The organism is Vibrio sp. 10N.261.46.A3, from assembly GCF_041472995.1.
GTDB classification, from domain to species: Bacteria; Pseudomonadota; Gammaproteobacteria; order Enterobacterales; family Vibrionaceae; genus Vibrio; species Vibrio coralliirubri.
The window spans coordinates 14,746-32,828 of the sequence record NZ_JBFRRH010000113.1 but is presented as its reverse complement, the minus strand read 5'-3'; the positions used below and the strand labels follow the sequence as shown (position 1 = coordinate 32,828).

Annotated in this window: 16 protein-coding genes and 1 pseudogene; 11 read left to right on the top strand and 6 right to left on the bottom strand. The window is 44.5% G+C overall.

All coding sequences use genetic code 11. The features are described 5' to 3' along the window. Positions 1 to 109 precede the first annotated feature (109 nt). The 11 genes and pseudogenes from AB4484_RS22680 to cobB all read left to right on the top strand — a co-directional run bounded on the left by AB4484_RS22680 (position 110) and on the right by cobB (position 11,689). Positions 110 to 574, top strand: a complete 465-nt coding sequence (locus tag AB4484_RS22680; protein ID WP_372080517.1) for a DUF3305 domain-containing protein — start codon at positions 110 to 112, stop codon at positions 572 to 574. Further along, positions 564 to 1,246 (top strand): annotated as a pseudogene (locus AB4484_RS22675) (DUF3306 domain-containing protein). Before AB4484_RS22680 ends, AB4484_RS22675 begins: the two are co-directional and overlap by 11 nt. A gap of 299 nt (positions 1,247 to 1,545) precedes the next feature. Continuing rightward, on the top strand, positions 1,546 to 3,207 hold the full coding sequence (locus tag AB4484_RS22670; RefSeq protein WP_050634332.1) for a 4Fe-4S dicluster domain-containing protein: 1,662 nt from the start codon (positions 1,546 to 1,548) through the stop codon (positions 3,205 to 3,207). 9 nt (positions 3,208 to 3,216) lie between these two features. Next, positions 3,217 to 3,849, top strand: coding sequence for a molecular chaperone (locus AB4484_RS22665; protein WP_372080515.1), 633 nt, complete (start codon positions 3,217 to 3,219; stop codon positions 3,847 to 3,849). A gap of 76 nt (positions 3,850 to 3,925) precedes the next feature. Then, positions 3,926 to 4,126: a twin-arginine translocation signal domain-containing protein gene (locus AB4484_RS22660; RefSeq protein WP_004733728.1), complete on the top strand. Its 201-nt coding sequence runs from the start codon at positions 3,926 to 3,928 to the stop codon at positions 4,124 to 4,126. A gap of 10 nt (positions 4,127 to 4,136) precedes the next feature. Then, positions 4,137 to 6,992 (top strand): formate dehydrogenase subunit alpha, encoded by a 2,856-nt coding sequence (locus AB4484_RS22655; protein WP_248338102.1) that lies wholly within the window; start codon positions 4,137 to 4,139, stop codon positions 6,990 to 6,992. An 11-nt stretch (positions 6,993 to 7,003) separates the two neighbouring features. Further along, entirely contained in the window at positions 7,004 to 7,612 is a 609-nt protein-coding gene (gene fdh3B, locus AB4484_RS22650; RefSeq protein WP_004742271.1) for a formate dehydrogenase FDH3 subunit beta, read from the top strand. Between the two features lie 13 nt (positions 7,613 to 7,625). Continuing rightward, the gene (locus AB4484_RS22645) at positions 7,626 to 8,699 is read left to right on the top strand and encodes a formate dehydrogenase subunit gamma (RefSeq protein WP_372080513.1); all 1,074 of its coding nucleotides are present in this window, start codon (positions 7,626 to 7,628) and stop codon (positions 8,697 to 8,699) included. Further along, positions 8,683 to 9,099: a hypothetical protein gene (locus AB4484_RS22640; protein WP_372080511.1), complete on the top strand. Its 417-nt coding sequence runs from the start codon at positions 8,683 to 8,685 to the stop codon at positions 9,097 to 9,099. The genes AB4484_RS22645 and AB4484_RS22640 overlap by 17 nt, the downstream gene beginning before the upstream one ends. Positions 9,100 to 9,475: 376 nt before the next feature. Then, positions 9,476 to 10,696: an ammonium transporter gene (locus tag AB4484_RS22635; protein WP_048610990.1), complete on the top strand. Its 1,221-nt coding sequence runs from the start codon at positions 9,476 to 9,478 to the stop codon at positions 10,694 to 10,696. 258 nt (positions 10,697 to 10,954) lie between these two features. Continuing rightward, positions 10,955 to 11,689, top strand: coding sequence for a Sir2 family NAD+-dependent deacetylase (cobB, locus tag AB4484_RS22630; RefSeq protein ID WP_048612080.1), 735 nt, complete (start codon positions 10,955 to 10,957; stop codon positions 11,687 to 11,689). A gap of 144 nt (positions 11,690 to 11,833) precedes the next feature. Here the strand turns inward: cobB and AB4484_RS22625 are convergent, their stop codons facing one another. From AB4484_RS22625 to potA, 6 genes are all read right to left on the bottom strand, one after another. Beyond that, positions 11,834 to 12,619: a GGDEF domain-containing protein gene (locus tag AB4484_RS22625; RefSeq protein ID WP_372080509.1), complete on the bottom strand. Its 786-nt coding sequence runs from the start codon at positions 12,617 to 12,619 to the stop codon at positions 11,834 to 11,836. Positions 12,620 to 12,703: 84 nt separating this feature from the next. Continuing rightward, the gene (locus tag AB4484_RS22620; protein WP_017059627.1) at positions 12,704 to 13,741 is read right to left on the bottom strand and encodes an extracellular solute-binding protein; all 1,038 of its coding nucleotides are present in this window, start codon (positions 13,739 to 13,741) and stop codon (positions 12,704 to 12,706) included. Positions 13,742 to 13,952: 211 nt separating this feature from the next. Then, positions 13,953 to 14,987 carry an extracellular solute-binding protein gene (locus tag AB4484_RS22615; RefSeq protein WP_017059628.1) on the bottom strand — a complete coding sequence of 345 codons (1,035 nt, stop codon included), beginning with the start codon at positions 14,985 to 14,987 and terminating at the stop codon, positions 13,953 to 13,955. A 148-nt stretch (positions 14,988 to 15,135) separates the two neighbouring features. Continuing rightward, positions 15,136 to 15,906 (bottom strand): spermidine/putrescine ABC transporter permease PotC, encoded by a 771-nt coding sequence (gene potC, locus AB4484_RS22610; protein ID WP_004733706.1) that lies wholly within the window; start codon positions 15,904 to 15,906, stop codon positions 15,136 to 15,138. Continuing rightward, on the bottom strand, positions 15,906 to 16,763 hold the full coding sequence (gene potB / locus AB4484_RS22605) for a spermidine/putrescine ABC transporter permease PotB (protein WP_017059630.1): 858 nt from the start codon (positions 16,761 to 16,763) through the stop codon (positions 15,906 to 15,908). Before potB ends, potC begins: the two co-directional genes overlap by 1 nt. Continuing rightward, the gene (gene potA, locus AB4484_RS22600) at positions 16,747 to 17,862 is read right to left on the bottom strand and encodes a spermidine/putrescine ABC transporter ATP-binding protein PotA (RefSeq protein WP_017059631.1); all 1,116 of its coding nucleotides are present in this window, start codon (positions 17,860 to 17,862) and stop codon (positions 16,747 to 16,749) included. The genes potB and potA overlap by 17 nt, the downstream gene beginning before the upstream one ends. Between the last annotated feature and the right edge of the window lie 221 nt (positions 17,863 to 18,083).

The following is an 18,083-nucleotide window of genomic DNA, read 5'->3' as shown; positions in this document are numbered from 1 at the left end:
GTAGGTAATCCGTATTGGCGTGTTTATTGCTTTATGGGGTGTATATGATTGCGCACAGTACAAAATGTCCTAAGTGCATTCAGACCAAAGAAAATCAATTGGGTGAAGTATGTCTGAGATAAAAGAATTCAAAGAACAATATGAAAAAACAGAAGCAGCTTGGCCAATCGGTGTCCAAAGAATAGAGAAAGAGATCAAAACAGGTATCTGGGTAACGACGCAATGGGAATTGACGGGGTTTGAACTGTCGCCAGAAGACGATGCCCAAGACGTTTGTTTACTCCAATTACATAAAGACGAGCGTACAGACTATCGTTTCAACCTAAGCTCTCAGCAACCTAAGCTTTTCTTAGTGATGGATAATGTCGATTCTGGTGTTAAGCCAATCATTCAGTTACTTACAGCATCACAAACCGTTGCAGGGCAATACATGGACGGTGACAACCAAGTCCTTTCATACGACATTCCATTACCTGTACAAGCTTGGATGGAAGCGTTCATCGGTCGTAATGGCGAGTTATTAGAAGCAAGACGTAAGAAACGTAAAGGCGCGGGTCGATCAAATGGCAACTAACTTTTTTAGCCGTTGGTCTCAACGAAAGCTTGATGAATCAACCGACCAACCATTAGAAGCGCAACAAACGCTTGAGGAAACTGAGCTTACTTCCACTGAAGCTTCGACTACTGCTTCATCTATAGACGCAGAAACATCGGAGTCATTAGAGCGTGAGACTTTAGAAAATGAGTCTCCAGAACATAATGAAGACGCTCACGCTATTGACTATCAGGAGACAGCATCAGAAACGACTGAAGACTTGTCTGTTGCTCAATTATTGGTGTCAGAAGCCTCAGAAAGCGTAAAAAAAGCGGCATTGCGTAAATTATTCCTCTCAGAAGAGTTCAACGTTCGTGATGGTTTAGATGATTACGACGACGATTACAGTAATTTGAAGTCTCTTTCTGAAGGGGTAGCGGAAACCTTGCGTGATTGGGTTAAAGACAAAACGGAAGAAGACACTGCACTAGAAGAAGAGCAACTCATTGATAATAAAGACGAAGATGAGGTTTTAGAAAATTCTGAAAGCGATCTTGAGGTATCTGATCATGAATTTGAAACGTCAGAAAGTGCCGAAATAACCGAACAAGAAAAGAGCTGTATAAAAACACAGTGTTAGATAATGACGCTACAATGTCAGACGAAGCTGACCTGAAAGAGATGGGACAAAATATACCACACAAAGAATAGGTACATTTTGACTAAACACTCAATGAACCGCTTGCGACAAAATGTCCCAAGCGGTTTTTTTATACGCACAATAAACGTTATAAAGGATTAAATTACTGAAATATAAGACATATTAAATTGGCATGGCATTTGCTAAATAACGTTCATTATCAACTTTTTTGTAGATAGACGAGTTCACGGTCTAACCAACGACACACTGGCTAAAGGGTTAGTTGTTAACGGATTACTCTGCAAGTTCTCTATCGCTTACTACAATGAAGGTTGAACAGATTATCCATGTCCAAAGATGGAACTGAGCAATGCTTAAACAATTATTAGAACAAGCAACTTCAAATAACGCTAAAGCAAGACTGTATGCATTTGAAAATACAGTTGAGTTAACAAATCTGATTCCACCTACCGTTAGCTACGAAAGCGGCGGTAATACTCTTGTTATTGGTCCAACTGCGATCATTGAAAGTGCTGCGGCTCAATTACCTCAATTGACGAGCCTAACCTTATTGTCAACAGATGGCGAAAAGGGCACAAACCCAGAACTGTACTTCGCGAATTCGGTTCAAGTATCCGGTTTCCTTGGCACGTTTGAAGTTGTGATCGAAAACAAAGGCACATCAAGCAACCTGGCGAAGGTCGCGATTAATCACGATTGTTTTGATGTTGTTTTAGACCTATGTCTGAATAGCTGCATGACAGAAGAAGTACCTGTACCGGGTTATTACCCTGTAGGCCGTGGCTATCCAAAACTGGCTGAAGCACTGGAAGAGATTCCAACGCTTATGGGCACATTTGATAAGCCTAAGTTCTTCCGTCTAGACACTGACCTTTGTGCACACAGTTCTCGTGGCGTAAAAGGCTGTGAGCGTTGTGTCGATGCTTGTCCCGCTGGCGCACTTTCAAGTGAAGGCTCTGATAAGACAGGCCACAAGATTGAGATCAACCCTTACCTATGTCAAGGCGTTGGTACTTGTGCAACTAGCTGTCCTACAGAAGCAATTACCTATGCGCTTCCAAATCCTGACGATACACAAAAGTTTATTGAACGTACGCTAGCGAATTATGAGCAAGCGGGCGGTCTGGATCCAATCGTACTTATCTGTAGCTCTCGTCATGAAACCTACAATGTGATGGCGCTAAAAGCATTGCCAGATAACGTGATTCCAATCGTTGTTGAAGAACTGCCTTCTATTGGTATTGATACTTGGTTTGCAGCGCTAGTGAATGGCGCAACTCAAGTTCTGTTTGCTGCTTCTCGTTTTATGCCAGAAACCATCATTCGTGTTCTTAATAACGAAGTAGGGATCGCTCAAGAGTTACTCGACCAAATCGGTGTTCCAAAAGAAACCATCGATATCCTGTATTTAGAGTCTCTACGTGAAGGTCCTCCAACACTTTGTGTTGATTCATTCGATCTTGCACTTGGCGATCTTCAAGGCAATAAACGTCAACGTCTATTCACAGCACTTGATGCTATGTCTTCATCTCGCATTCCTGTTGAGAACATTGTTGAGCTTCCTTCGAATGCGCCATATGGCACGGTTTCGTGTGAAAGCAAAGATTGTACGTTGTGCATGAGTTGTGTGGCGGTTTGTCCTACGCGTGCTCTTCATACCGACGGCGCATCTCCATCACTTAAGTTTGTAGAACAAGACTGTATTCAATGTGGTCTGTGTGAAAAGGCGTGTCCTGAAAATGTTTTGACTCTAACGCCTCGCATGAACTGGGTGAAAGAAGAACGTCAGAAGGCAGTTGTGATTCATGAAGAGAAAGCAGCGGAATGTATTCGTTGTCATAAGCCATTCGCACCGCAGTCTATGATTGACATGTTACAAAATAAGTTACGCGGTCACTCTCATTTTTCAGACGAATCAGCAATCAACCGTATTGCGATGTGTGAAGACTGCCGTGTGATAGATATGTTTGATTCGATGGCTCAAGACCCATTGAAACAACTGAAATACTAGGAGTTGGCATTGGATACTCATTTAGATCAAGACCAGACACTAAGAACTGAAATCTATTTGGTTCTTTCTGCATTGTTTCGTAGCGCACCTTCTGAAGAGGTGATTGATTTCCTAAAGACGCTAGACATTGAAGCGTCTGAGAGCGCAATGCAAAAAGCTTGGATTGCTATTCAACAAGCAGCAACGGAATCAAATCGCGAAGCATTAGAAGACGAATATCAAGATCTGTTCATTGGCATTGGCCGTGGAGAGATTGTTCCATTTGGTTCTTGGCATAGAACTGGCGCCATGATGGAAAAACCACTGGCAGAAATTCGTCATGATTTAGAGCTTTTAGGCATTGAGCGTGATGATCAAGTAAAAGAGCCAGAAGATCATATTGCTGCATTGTGTGAAGTAATGGCAATGCTAACCGGTGAAGAAGAAGCGCTTCAACAAGCCGTTTTCAATAAGCATCTTGGCCCTTGGTTCAACTCTTTTACGCGTCAGCTTGAAAGTGCAGAAAGTGCGAATTTCTACAAATCAGCAGCTCAGCTGTGCGAAGCATTCCTAACGTTAGAGCAAGTGCGTTTTAGCGTTAACACCAAAAGCAGTAAGCATAAATTAAAGATTGATGTGAAAAACGTCACTGATTACGAGTAATCGAGCAGTACGCGATTATATCGATAGAGGGGCATTAAGCCTCCAAAAAGATCTACCGTAAGGTAAGGAAGCAATGATGAAAGATAATAAAGAAATAAACACAAGCCGTAGGGACTTACTCAAAGGCTTAACGACGGCAGCTGTTGCTGGTGCCGTTGTCGCTGGTACAACGAAAGTGGCAACTGCTTCAGAAACGGTTGAAATGCCGAAAGAAGACATGAAGAAGACGGGCTATCGTGAAACGCAACACATTCGCGATTACTACGACACACTTTAGGAGATAACGGATGAAACTTGTCAAACGCTCCGATAGTGTGAGCAAAGAAACCAATCAACTGGGTGTGTCTCGACGTGCCTTCATGAAAAACACTTCATTAGCCGCTGGTGGCGCGGTAGTAGGCGCAAGTCTATTCGCTCCGGGTATGATGAAAAAGGCGCAGGCTAAATCAGTCGACCCAGAAGCGAAAACAGAAGTGAAACGTACTATCTGTTCTCACTGTTCTGTGGGTTGTGGTATTTACGCTGAAGTTCAAAACGGTGTATGGACGGGCCAAGAGCCTGCATTCGATCACCCATTCAACGCTGGTGGACACTGTGCTAAAGGTGCAGCTCTGCGTGAACACGGCCACGGTGAGCGTCGTCTTAAGTACCCAATGAAATTAGAAGGCGGTAAGTGGAAGAAGCTTTCTTGGGAACAAGCGATTGAAGAGATCGGTAACAAGGCGCTAGAACTTCGTAAAGAATCTGGCCCTGATTCTGTTTACTTCTTGGGTAGTGCAAAACACAGTAACGAGCAAGCTTACGCATTCCGTAAGATGGCGTCTTTGTGGGGAACAAACAACGTTGACCACCAAGCGCGTATTTGTCACTCAACCACAGTAGCCGGTGTTGCAAACACTTGGGGTTACGGTGCGATGACAAACTCGTTCAATGACATGCACAACTGTAAGTCGATGCTGTTCATTGGTTCGAACCCTGCAGAAGCTCACCCAGTAGCGATGCAGCACATCTTAATCGCGAAAGAGAAGAACAACTGTAAGATCGTTGTTGCGGATCCTCGTCGTACGCGTACTGCTGCGAAATCTGATCACTATGTTTCTCTTCGCCCAGGTTCAGACGTTGCGTTTATCTGGGGCGTGTTATGGCATGTCTTTGCTAACAAATGGGAAGACCAAGAATTCATCCGCCAACGTGTATTCGGCATGGACGAGATCCGTGAAGAAGTTGCGAAGTGGAGCCCAGCTGAAGTTGAGCGCGTTACTGGCGTAAGCGAAGAAGACGTTTACCACACAGCAAAACTGCTTTCTGAAAACCGTCCGGGTTGTATCGTTTGGTGTATGGGTGGTACTCAGCACACGACTGGTAACAACAACACACGTGCTTACTGTGTACTTGAGCTTGCGCTAGGTAACATAGGTAAGTCAGGTGGCGGTGCAAACATTTTCCGTGGTCACGATAACGTACAAGGCGCAACTGACCTTGGCGTACTGTCAGACACTCTTCCAGGTTACTACGGCTTGTCTGAAGGCTCATGGCGCCACTGGTCGAAAGTTTGGGACGTAGACTTTGACTGGATCAAAGGACGTTTCGACGACAACGCATACGGCGGTCAAAAACCAATGAACAGTGCAGGTATTCCTGTATCTCGTTGGGTTGATGGTGTGCTTGAAGACAAAGACAAGATTCGTCAGCGCGAAAACATCCGTGCCATGTTCTACTGGGGTCACGCAGTGAACTCTCAGACTCGTGGTCCAGAGATGAAGAAGGCGATGCAGAAGCTGGATATGATGGTTATTGTTGACCCATACCCAACCGTTGCTGCGGTAATGAACGATCGTACTGACGGCGTTTACCTGCTTCCAGCAACGACTCAGTTTGAAACCTACGGCAGTGTAACCGCATCAAACCGTTCTCTACAGTGGCGTGACAAGGTTGTTGATCCTCTGTTCGAATCTAAGCCTGACCACGAAATCATGTACCTTCTTTCTAAGAAGCTTGGTTTCTCTGATCAGCTGTTCAAAAACATCCGTGTTGAGAACAACCAACCATTGATTGAAGACATCACACGTGAATTCAACAAAGGTATGTGGACGATCGGTTACACAGGTCAAAGCCCAGAGCGTTTGAAAGAGCACCAACAGAACTGGCACACGTTCCACAAGACCACGCTTGCTGCAGAAGGCGGCCCAGCGAATGGCGAGACTTACGGTCTTCCTTGGCCATGTTGGGGTAACCCAGAGATGAAACACCCAGGTACGCATATCCTTTACGATACGTCTAAACCTGTCGCCGAAGGTGGTGGTAACTTCCGTACTCGTTTCGGTGTCGAGTTTGAAGGTCAAAGCCTACTGGCTGAAGACAGCTACTCAAAAGGCAGCGAAATCAAAGATGGCTACCCTGAATTCAGTGACAAACTACTGAAACAACTGGGTTGGTGGGATGACCTAACAGCAGAAGAGAAAGCCTCTGCTGAAGGTAAAAACTGGAAGACTGACGTTTCTGGCGGCATTCAACGCGTGGCTATCAAGCACGGTTGTATTCCTTTTGGTAACGCGAAAGCGCGTGCGATCGTTTGGACATTCCCAGACCGCGTGCCACTGCACCGTGAACCACTTTACACACCACGTCGTGACCTAGTTGCTGACTACCCAACATGGGATGACAAGGAAGCGATCTTCCGTGTTCCTACGTTGTACAAGTCAATCCAAGAGCAAGACAAGTCTGGTGAATACCCGATTATTCTTACTTCTGGTCGTCTGGTTGAGTACGAAGGTGGTGGTGAAGAGACTCGTTCTAACCCTTGGCTAGCAGAGCTTCAACAAGAGATGTTTGTTGAAGTGAACCCGAAAGACGCGAACGACATTGGCTTTAAAGATGGCGATGACGTTTGGGTTGAGGGTGCAGAGAAGGGCCGAATTAAGGTGAAAGCGATGGTAACTCGTCGTGTGAAACCGGGTCTGGCGTTCATCCCATTCCACTTCGGTGGTAAGTTCGAAGGCGAAGATTTGCGTTCTAAGTATCCAGAAGGCACTGATCCTTACGTTATTGGTGAAGCTGCTAACACAGCAACCACATACGGTTACGACCCTGTCACGTTGATGCAGGAAACGAAAGTAACCCTTTGTAATATTCGTAAAGCGTAAGGAGTCTTAAAATGGCTAGAATGAAATTTCTTTGTGACACCAAGCGTTGTATCGAATGTAACGGTTGTGTCACTGCATGTAAGAATGAAAATGATGATGCTCTGGAATGGGGTATTCAGCGTCGCCGCGTTGTAACACTGAACGATGGTGAACCGGGTGAAAACTCTATCTCAGTAGCGTGTATGCACTGTACTGATGCACCTTGTATGGCAGTTTGTCCTGCAGACTGTTTTGAACATACAGAAGACGGCATCGTACTTCACAATAAAGACCTATGTATTGGTTGTGGTTACTGCTTGTTTGCTTGTCCGTTTGGCGCACCTCAATTCCCTAAACAGGAAGCATTTGGTGAGCGCGGTAAGATGGACAAATGTACCTTCTGTGCTGGCGGTCCAGAAACAGAGCCAGGTTCTGTTGAAGAGCGTCAAAAGTACGGTGCGAACCGTATTGCTGAAGGCAAGCTGCCAATGTGTGCTTCACTTTGTTCAACAAAAGCACTGCTAGCGGGTGACGCAGAAAAAGTTTCTGATGTATTCCGTCAGCGTGTTGTTGAACGTGGTGCGAAAGGTGCAGGTTGGACAGACGGCAACGACCTTTCTTACGATGCGACTAAGAGCTAAGTAGGAGAGACATATGCTTACAATGTTTAAGCGTCTCTTCCTTGTTGTGCTGCCGATGTTGGCAGCACTAACAATGCTTTCTCCTATGAGTCATGCATCTGAGACGAACTCATCACAAACTCAATCGAGCTCTGCTCAACGAGAAATCACACAGCTTGCTGGTGCTGATTTTTGGCGACAAGTAAGAAACGGTGAAGAAGGTTACACCACATCTAAATCTGCTGAACACGGTGTGTTGATCAGTACTCCGGGTCAAACGTGGTACATATTGAAAGAGAAGTGGATGTCACCAGCCGGTGCTGTCGCTATCTTTGGCAGTATTGCTTTCGTGACTTTGATGTACGTTGTGATTGGCCCGCTAATGCTAAGCGCGCCAAGAACCGGTCGTAAGATCAAACGTTGGTCGCGACTTGACCGTGCCTTGCACTGGAGTATGGCGTTTACCTTCTTAACACTGGCGTTCAGTGGTTTGATGTTGGTTTACGGTAAACACTTCTTGAAACCTTATATCCCAACGGATCTGTGGGGTTTCATCGTTCTACTGGCTAAGCAATACCATAACTACATCGGCCCAATTTTCTATGTGCTGTTGATGGCTGTTCTCATCAAGTGGTGGCGTAAGTCTATCTTCAAGATGGTCGATATCCAGTGGTTCATGAAACTAGGTGGTATGGTCGGGAAACATAAAGGTTCTCATCCATCTGCAGAGTTTTCGAACGCGGGTGAGAAAGCGCTGTTCTGGCTATTGATTGTAATGGGTAGTGTGGCTGCGATCAGTGGCTTGGTTTTAGACTTCCCAATTTTCGGTCAAACGCGTCGTGATATGGAGCTTTCAAACCTAGTCCACATGTTGGCTGCTTTGATCCTTATCTGTGGCTTTGTGTTCCACATCTACATCGGCTTGTTCGGTATGGAAGGTGCACTAGAAGGCATGGTAACAGGCGAAGTTGATGAAACTTGGGCAAAAGAGCACCATGACCTTTGGTACAAAGAAGTGATGGAACAAGAGAAAAACGGCGTTGAACAAAGCGCAAACGCTGCAACAGAGAAAACGGAAGGGGTGAATAAGAATGAACAAACCTCATAAAGGTATTTGGGTTGCTTACATCCTAAGCTGCTTTACACCATTTACTTGTCTTCTCTCTGGTGTGGTTGCCATCATCTACGCGGGCTATCGTTTAGATAAAGGCGAAGACGGCGAAGTAGTGGATACGCATTACTACGGCTTGATTCGCTCGTTCTTCTTGAACCTGACGTTCTTTGTTGTGCTTATCGTGACGGTAGCGACCTCTAATGGCATGTTGATTGGTGTGAACGATTACTGGTATCAAAACCATATTATCGATGACATCGCTTACTACATCCCGTATGTAGGCATGTTGTTTGGTGGTGTTGCGATTGTGGTTTGGTTTATTCGTATGTATCAAGGTATGCAGCGTTTAAGTCAAAACCTACCGCAAAACCCGACAACAGGTCCAAACTTGTAGTCGAGTATTGGCTCATTAGATAGCGAATTATCTAGCACAATCATCCTTTTGAAAGCCCAATGATTTCGGTCATTGGGCTTTTTGTTTCTAATCAGCAACGAAACTTAATGAAGCATGGTATTGACCGCTTCAATATGGTGCAACTCCCTTAATTGGTGCAATTCTTGTTTCCATTTTCACGCTTATTCAGAACCAAGAAAGTGCACCGATAAATTTATGCACTATTAATCAGTAAGTTAAAAGTAAAAACTGTTGCACGAAAATTACACCACACACTTGGAACGCATCTTGCGTTCACTGTTGAGTCTTTAATTAATTACAACATTGAATCGCACGATATCAGTGCAAATCAGATAAAGCGAAGGAGAATGCTTTAATGAGTGAAACGGTGACTCAAGTTCATAGTGCAGTACAAACCCTTACCCAAAGTTCAGATACTTTATTCCTATTACTCGGTGCCATCATGGTTTTCTTGATGCACGCTGGCTTTGCATTTCTAGAAGTCGGTACCGTTCGAAAGAAGAACCAAGTAAACGCGCTCGTTAAGATCCTGTCGGATTTTGGTGTCTCCGCCATTGCTTACTTCTTTATCGGTTACTGGGTTGCTTACGGTGCACACTTTTTTGCAGACGCAGAAACACTGTCGCAAGGCAACGGATATGAGCTGGTGAAGTTCTTCTTCCTTATGACATTCGCAGCTGCAATCCCAGCGATCGTTTCAGGCGGTATCGCAGAGCGCGCACGTTTCTACCCAATTTTGATTGCGACACTGTTTACGGTTGGTTTCATCTATCCATTTTTTGAAGGCATCATTTGGAACGGCAACTTTGGATTCCAAGATTGGCTAGAAGGCCAGTTTGGTTATGGGTTCCATGACTTCGCAGGCTCTGTAGTGGTTCACGGCGTAGGTGGTTGGATTGCTTTGGTCGCAGTTTACTTCTTAGGGATGCGTAAAGGTCGAATCCGTGCGGGTAAACACACCAACTTCGCGCCATCGAACATCCCATTCTTAGCACTAGGCTCTTGGATCTTATGTGTGGGTTGGTTCGGCTTTAACGTGATGTCAGCTCAAGCGATCAATGGCATCAGCGGCTTGGTGGCGATGAACTCACTCATGGCAATGGTTGGCGGTATTCTTGCGGCTCTAATTGCAGGTAAAAATGACCCGGGCTTCATCCACAATGGTCCTTTGGCTGGTCTCGTTGCTATCTGTGCGGGCTCAGATTTGATGCACCCACTTGGCGCTTTGGTGACGGGCGGCGTGGCAGGCGCGCTATTTGTTTACCTATTTACTTACATGCAAAACAAAACACAGATCGATGATGTACTCGGTGTGTGGCCTCTACACGGCGTATGTGGTGCTTGGGGTGGCATAGCAGCAGGTATCTTCGGTTCACAAACATTCTGGGGCCTAGGGGGCGTGAGCTTTGCTTCTCAAGTGGTCGGCACGCTGGCGGGCATTGCTGTGGCTTTGATTGGCGCAATGATTGTTTATGGTGTGTTGAGCAAACTAACAGGCCTGCGTTTAAGTGAAGAAGACGAATTCAACGGCGCGGATCTTTCAATCCATAAGATCTCGTCTATCAACGAAGACTAACGTCGTTCACTTTGATGGGTTTAAGCTCATCAAGTAGGCATCAGTTAAACAGAACTAAGCGGCTTCGGTCGCTTTTTTTGGTTCTGTGAAAAGCTAAACCAAGAGTTTGAGTAACAACGGCAGTATCCATCAAGCGAGTTATGTCACAAATAGCCAATGAATTCAGTTGCCTAAGACTATGGTCTAATCCCTAAAACTATTGTTGAAATTTGAACAGTGCTAAGCTGTTACAAAGTGACATATTGAAAAGGACGTTGTATGCATTTCCCATATCGAAATATCGTAATTCTTACTGGCGCTGGCATCTCTGCGGAGTCGGGGATACAAACATTCCGAGCACAAGACGGGCTATGGGAAAACCATAAAATCGAAGATGTCGCGACCCCAGAAGGGTTTGCGAAAGATCCCGACTTGGTTCAAGCATTCTATAACAAGCGTCGCCATGGCTTACAAGGTGAGAGCATTCAACCAAATTCCGCCCATAAGGCGCTAGGTGAGCTCGAAGACAAACTTGATGGCAAAGTAACAATCATCACTCAGAACATCGACAACCTGCACGAGAGAGGCGGTAGTAACAACATTATCCACATGCACGGCGAACTTTTGAAAGCACGTTGCAGTGAATCCAATCAAGTTATCGACCATAAAGACAACATCGAAACCGGCGAGCTTTGTCATTGCTGTCAAATTCCAGCGCAAATGCGTCCACACATTGTGTGGTTTGGCGAAATGCCATTACGAATGGGTGACATCTATTCAGCACTGGAAGAAGCAGATCTGTTTATCTCTATCGGAACTTCAGGTGTTGTTTATCCAGCGGCAGGCTTTGTTCACGATGCGAAAATGCATGGTGCACATACTATCGAGATAAACCTCGAACCAAGTGCGGTTGAAAGTGAATTTGAAGAGAAGCGTTACGGCAAGGCGAGCATCGAGGTGCCTAAACTGGTTGGTGAGCTGTTATGTTCAGAGAAGGGCTCTCTAACGGCTTAAACCTCCCAATCCGTTACCAAGGGCAAATATACACCGGCTTTAAGAACCTTAGAGTCACATGTATGTTTGCTTTTTTGTTTCTACTTACGGCTTGCGCTAATACAAGTGTCGTAAGGCAGAAGCGGTCATTAAAGCAAGATTCAATTAAGTTCGTTGAGCTTTCTTCATCTCGTACATCGCCTTATCGGACTCAATAAGCGCCTGTTTGAAGTTATCTTGATTGGTCACTTCAATTCCGTAAGAGAAACTGATGTTTTCTCCATGCAGTAGGTTAGTAAGTTGATTAACAAACTCGCCTCCACGACCAAGCTGCGCTGTCACAACAAACTCATCGCCTCCAACCCTAAAGACCATTTCATCTTCGAGTGCGGATTGACTGAGCGCTTGAGAGAAACGAACGATCATCAGATCGCCAACTTGATGCCCTTTGCGGTCATTGACCTGCTTTAATCCATCCAAATCAAAGTAGATTAGCTCGAACTCCTTAAGCTGGATCGCGTCGAACTTCTTGCGATTGTATAGGCCTGTTAGCTCATCTTGCTTGCCCTGATCTTTCAATTTGGTTGTCAGTTCAGTAATACCGTAAGCGATAAGTAGGAAGGCGATCTGCAATAAACCATCTTCAAGAAATGTATCGAGTAATTCGTTTCTATCTGCCCACTCATCGAGGTATTTGAGCTCTGTCGTTACATCATAAAAGAGGTTGAAAATAAGAAGGCGTGCGCCACAGCGAAGGATCTTGTGGGGACGAATGGCATGTCGAGCAACGTAATAGATATACATGGTAATCACGAGGGTGTTTGTTTCGAAAAACAGGTCGTAATTAGAGTCTATGTGGATGAATGAACTCAGGCCGAGCATCAAGAACGACGCAAGAAGCATCAGAGTCACAACCAATAATATCGGGTTCGCTGGCATATTATAACGCACTCCATATCGTTTAATGCCATACTATATAAAGTATAGATAAAAATAAAGCGGCTTACGCCGCTTTATTAACCTGTCAGTAACAGTCTAGTTGTTTACTTTAAGTTTTTGGAAGTACTCGTCATAAATGACACTCGCTTCACCAACTTCATCTTGCCAAACGCCGTTATCCATCACTGATTGTGGTGGGAAAACGTTCTTGTCTTCAGCAAATTCTTTAGGAAGAAGAGGGTAAGCGGTTTTAACTGGTGTCGGGTAACCGATCTCTAGAGCAATTTTCGCAGCGTTCTCAGGGCGAAGAAGGAAGTCGATCATCTTATGAGCCGCTTCTGTGTTCTTAGCACCTGCTGGAATTGCTAGGCTGTCCATCCAGAAGATAGCACCTTTTTCTGGCCAGATAATGTCAATCGTTGCGCCTTCTTGGCGTGCCATGTAAGCAGAGCCATTCCAAAGCATACCAAGCGACACTTCACCTGCTAGGTAAGGGTTCGCTGGGAAATCTGAGTTAAATACCAATACGTTTGGCATTAGCTTACGAAGTTCTTCGTAGGCTTCTTTGATTTCTTCAGGGTTAGTCGTGTTTGGAGAGTAGCCCAGTTTAGATAGAGCGATATGGAAAACCTCACGAGAGTCATCCATCATCATCAGTTGACCTTCCCACTGCGTATCCCACAGATCGCCCCAGTTTTTAACTGAAGACTTGTCTAGCATGTCTGAGTTGATACCAATACCCGTCGCACCCCAGATGTATGGGATTGAGTAGTTATTGTTTGGGTCAAATGGCTTATCTAAGTAATTTGGATCCAAATCTGCAAAGTGGCTTAGCTTGGTTTTATCAAGCTCTTGAAGCATGCCTTCTTTACGCATCTTAGAAACGAAGTAAGTAGAAGGAACCACTAAGTCGTAACCCGTACCTTGAGTTTTTAACTTAGCGTACATGCTTTCGTTAGACTCATAAGTTGAGTAGTAGACTTTGATACCAGTCTCTTCTGTGAAGTCTTCTAGTACTTCATTTGGAATATATTCAGACCAGTTGTAAAAATACAGTTCTTGGTCAGCTGCGAAAGAGGGTGTAGAAAGTAAAGTAGCAGCACACAATGCGCCGGTATACAGTGTTTTTTTCATTACTGTTCCGTTCATTTGTTTGATTTGGAGCTGGGTAGTGAACCCAAAGTAAAAGGATTTCGAAAAATCGCGCTATATTATAGCAGTGATATAATAAAATAGGCAGCCTAAGCTGCCTATTCATTGATATTCTTATTTTTAACTTATTGATTCTCTACGTCGGGCTGTTAAGTAAACCAGTTACTTAGTCGCCGTGAGATAATAGGCTAAATTACTGACCTGCTTTAAGTTTCATGAAGTAATCTTCGTACTTCACTGTCTTATCGCCAACCGCAGCTTGCCATTCAACACGATCAAGGTCTTCTTGCGATGGGAATAGCGCAGGGCTGTCTTTGAACTTCTCGTTAGACGCTTTAACGGCTGTTAGGTAGCCAGTATCACGAGAGATTTGTTCAGCAATTTCAGGGCGAAGTAGGAAGTCGATCATCTTATGAGCTGCTTCTACGTTTACCGCACCAGAGCTAATCGCAAAGTTATCAACCCAACCGATACCGCCTTCTTTAGGGAAAACCAGTTTGATTGGCAGACCTTCGTTTTGCGCTGCAGCAGCAGAACCGTTCCACAGCATACCAAGACCCACTTCACCAGACATGTAAGGCGCGCCTGGGTTGTCTGAGTTAAATACTAGAACGTTCGGCATTAGCTTTTGTAGCTCAGCGTACGCTTCGTCGATCTCTTTTTCGTTTGTTGTGTTACCAGAGTAACCTAACTTACGTAGTGCGATGTGGAACACTTCACGAGTGTCGTCCATCATCATCAGTTGACCTTCAAGCTCAGGTTTCCATAGATCAGCCCAGCTTTGGAAATCTTCTGGATCGTACATGTCAGTGTTAACAGCAAGACCTGTGATCGCAACTACGTGAGGAATAGAGTAGTCGTTGCTTGGGTCGTACGGCTTATCTAGGTAGTTAGTATCTAGATTCTTGAAGTTGTTCAGCTTAGTTTTGTCGATCTTTTGTAGCATACCTTCGTCACGCATCTTAGATACGAAGTAAGTCGACGGCACAACTAGGTCGTAGCCTTTGTTGTGTGTTTTTAGCTTTGCGTACAGGGTTTCGTTCGACTCGTAAGTCGAGTAGATAACCTTAATACCAGTTTCATCAGTGAACTGTTCTAGAATCTCACTGTTGATGTAAGGTCCCCAGTTCATGAATACCAATTCTTTGTTATCTTTTGCAAATGATGGTGCAGATAACATTGAAAGCGCACATGCACTACCAGCTAATAGAGTAGCCCATTTTTTCATTGACGTTAGCTCCAAACTAAACGTTGCCCGAAGGCAGTAGATAGAAAAACAGAATGGCAATTTACCATTCTGTTTATGATTAACACTTTTTTGAACTTGAAGTCTCTTAACTTCTTAATCAAGCCTGTCTCTGTATAGAGTAGGAGACTTACTTGATTTTTTCTCTCGCTAATAACTGAGAAATGATCACCAGTATTAACGACACCACTAACATCACTGTTGCTAGGGCGTTTACCTCAGGAGATATACCCACTTTAACCATTGAGTAAATCTTCAGTGGTAAGATTTCATACGTTGGGCCGGTTACGAAAGAGCTGATGATCACATCGTCCAAAGACAGAGTGAAGCTCAATAACCAACCCGCAGCAACCGCTGGCTTAGCAAGAGGTAGAATGATCTGCTTTAGAATCGTCCATTCACTTGCGCCTAAGTCTTTTGCGGCTTCTAGCATCTTCACATCAAAGCCATTCAAGCGACTGTATACCGTTACTACAACGAACGGTAGACAGAAGGTAATGTGAGCAGCAAGTAGGGTAAAGAAGCCCAGTTGAACACCCATTACCAAGAATAGCGCAAGAAGCGAAATCGCCATTACGATATCTGGAGACATCATTACGATGAACAGCATGCCATTTACGATGCCTTTACCTTTGAATTGGTAACGGAATAGGGCTACTGCTGTAAGGCTCCCGACAATCGTTGCAGCTGTTGCAGAGAACACCGCTACGTTGATCGAGTGCCACGCAGCCTGCATTAGGCTGTCGTTGTTAATAAGCGCGTCATACCATTTAGTGGTGAAGCCACCCCATTTCATACCAAACTTATTGGCATTAAACGAGTTAGCGATCAATACGATAATAGGTAGGTATAGAAAGGCGTATACCAGCGCCATAAAGCTGAACTTAACTGTGCGACCCATTAGTCTAGCTCCACTTTCTTGTTCAATAGCTTACCTGCTCGGTAGTAGGCATACAGCATCACAGCCATTGCCATGGTCAGTGCGATACTCGTCGCTGCGCCAAACGGCCAGTCTCGAGCGTTGAGCACTTGGCTCTTAATCACGTTACCAATCAATAGGTTCTTAGCTCCGCCTAATAGGTCAGAGATGTAAAACATACCTAACGCTGGCAGTAGTACTAATAAACAGCCGCCAATAATGCCCGGCATTGTTAGTGGCAGTACAACTTTCAATAGCGTTTGCAGTTTGTTCGCACCTAAATCTTTAGCCGCTTCTAAGTACGTATCGTCCAGTTTTTCAATCGCTGAATACAGCGGCAGAATCATAAACGGAAGTAGGATGTACACTAAACCGATCATTACTGCGGTTTCTGAGTACATGATACGTAGCGGTTTATCAATGATATCGAGCGCTAACAAGCTTTTGTTCAAGACACCTTGCGTACCCAGTACAATTTTCAATCCGTATGTACGAATCAAAGAGTTAGTCCAGAATGGCACTATCACTAGGAACAACATGATTGGACGCCACTTCGCCGGCATTTTTGCCACGATGTAAGCGAATGGGTAACCAATAATCAAACAAAGTAGGGTTGCGACAATTGCCATATAGAAAGAGTGCATCAACACTTTAAAATACAGCGGGTCAGCCAAACGCACGTAGTTATCGAGAGTGAAGGTCATCTCGATCAAGTTCGCTTCATCACGAGTAAGGAAGCTAGTACCAATGATCATGATGTTTGGAATCATCACGAACAGCACTAACCAACCTGTGATTAAAGCAACAATTGCGTTTTGTAAATTAAACTTCTTGCTCATCTTCTAATACCACTTCCCAGCTCTCAACCCAAGTTACTGCAACTTTTTGGCCCAGTGAGTGATCAACATCAGGGTCATCTTCGTTGAAGAATTCGCTAACCATGACACGCATACCAGATTCAAGTTCTACGACTGAGTCTAATGTCATGCCTTTATAGGTTCGCTCGACAATGTGGCCAACAATACCGCGTTGCTCAGACTCTTTAATTTCTTCGATACGAAGATCTTCAGGGCGAAGCAATACTTGCAGTTTTTGACCCGGTGTTACGTCTTTATCGTGATAGATAATGGACTCTTCACCTTCGATTGTCGCAACAATGCGTTTTTCATCTTGACGAGATTTCGCTGTCGCTTCGAATACGTTAATTTCACCAATGAAACGCGCTACAAATAGGTTCTTAGGCTCTTCGTAGATCTCTCTTGGTGTTCCGTCTTGTTCAATCACACCATCACGCATAACAATAATACGGTCAGACATAGACAGCGCTTCTTCTTGGTCATGCGTTACAAAAATGAACGTGATACCAAGTTGGCGTTGTAATTGTTTCAGCTCGATTTGCATCTGTTTACGTAGTTTGTAATCCAGAGCAGATAGAGATTCATCCAACAAAAGAACTTTAGGCTTATTAACGACAGCACGAGCGATTGCGATACGTTGCTGTTGGCCACCAGATAGCTGGTGTGGCTTTCGTTGTGCCATTTGTTCTAGGCGCACCATTTTCAAAGCATCCATTACACGAGGTTCAATCTCGCTGTTTGGAACTTTCTGCATGCGTAAGCCAAATGCCACATTGTCGAAAACGGTCATATGCGGGAATAGGGCATAGCTTTGGAATACAGTGTTTACATGCCTTTGTTCAGCAGGAACTTGGGTTACGTTTTGTTCAGCTAATAGTATTTGACCACTATCTGCCGTTTCAAAACCCGCAATCATTCTTAGCACGGTTGTTTTACCACAACCTGATGGGCCTAAAATCGTGAGAAACTCACCATGATTTACGTTTAAATCCAGATTGCCGATGACTTCCTTACCATCGAAACTTTTACTGATGCCAGTTAGCTGTACTACTGGCTTTCCTACTGATTTTTTAGCGTTCAACGTCTGTTTTTCTCCACCTTGGTTCTATTTGAGACCTGTTGCTATACACCTTTAAGGCGCGCATCATAATCACCAAAAACGTGAATTCAAAGCATTTTTTACCTTTCGAAGATAAAAAATTTCGCAGGTAAAAGTAAACATCCTTTACCATACTGTTATTTACTGGGTTTACACCCTAACAAGTGTCTAATTATTAACCATTAAGACGCAAAAGCAAGCCT

Bases quoted from the DNA above. Each gene is read 5' to 3' on its own strand.
- AB4484_RS22680 (WP_372080517.1), top strand. From the start codon at position 110: ATGTCTGAGATAAAAGAATTCAAAGAACAATATGAAAAAACAGAAGCA.
- AB4484_RS22660 (WP_004733728.1), top strand. From the start codon at position 3,926: ATGAAAGATAATAAAGAAATAAACACAAGCCGTAGGGACTTACTCAAA.
- AB4484_RS22615 (WP_017059628.1), bottom strand. From the start codon at position 14,987: ATGAAAAAATGGGCTACTCTATTAGCTGGTAGTGCATGTGCGCTTTCA.
- AB4484_RS22645 (WP_372080513.1), top strand. From the start codon at position 7,626: ATGCTTACAATGTTTAAGCGTCTCTTCCTTGTTGTGCTGCCGATGTTG.
- AB4484_RS22655 (WP_248338102.1), top strand. From the start codon at position 4,137: ATGAAACTTGTCAAACGCTCCGATAGTGTGAGCAAAGAAACCAATCAA.
- cobB (WP_048612080.1), top strand. From the start codon at position 10,955: ATGCATTTCCCATATCGAAATATCGTAATTCTTACTGGCGCTGGCATC.
- AB4484_RS22640 (WP_372080511.1), top strand. From the start codon at position 8,683: ATGAACAAACCTCATAAAGGTATTTGGGTTGCTTACATCCTAAGCTGC.
- fdh3B (WP_004742271.1), top strand. From the start codon at position 7,004: ATGGCTAGAATGAAATTTCTTTGTGACACCAAGCGTTGTATCGAATGT.
- potC (WP_004733706.1), bottom strand. From the start codon at position 15,906: ATGGGTCGCACAGTTAAGTTCAGCTTTATGGCGCTGGTATACGCCTTT.
- AB4484_RS22620 (WP_017059627.1), bottom strand. From the start codon at position 13,741: ATGAAAAAAACACTGTATACCGGCGCATTGTGTGCTGCTACTTTACTT.
- potB (WP_017059630.1), bottom strand. From the start codon at position 16,763: ATGAGCAAGAAGTTTAATTTACAAAACGCAATTGTTGCTTTAATCACA.
- AB4484_RS22670 (WP_050634332.1), top strand. From the start codon at position 1,546: ATGCTTAAACAATTATTAGAACAAGCAACTTCAAATAACGCTAAAGCA.
- AB4484_RS22635 (WP_048610990.1), top strand. From the start codon at position 9,476: ATGAGTGAAACGGTGACTCAAGTTCATAGTGCAGTACAAACCCTTACC.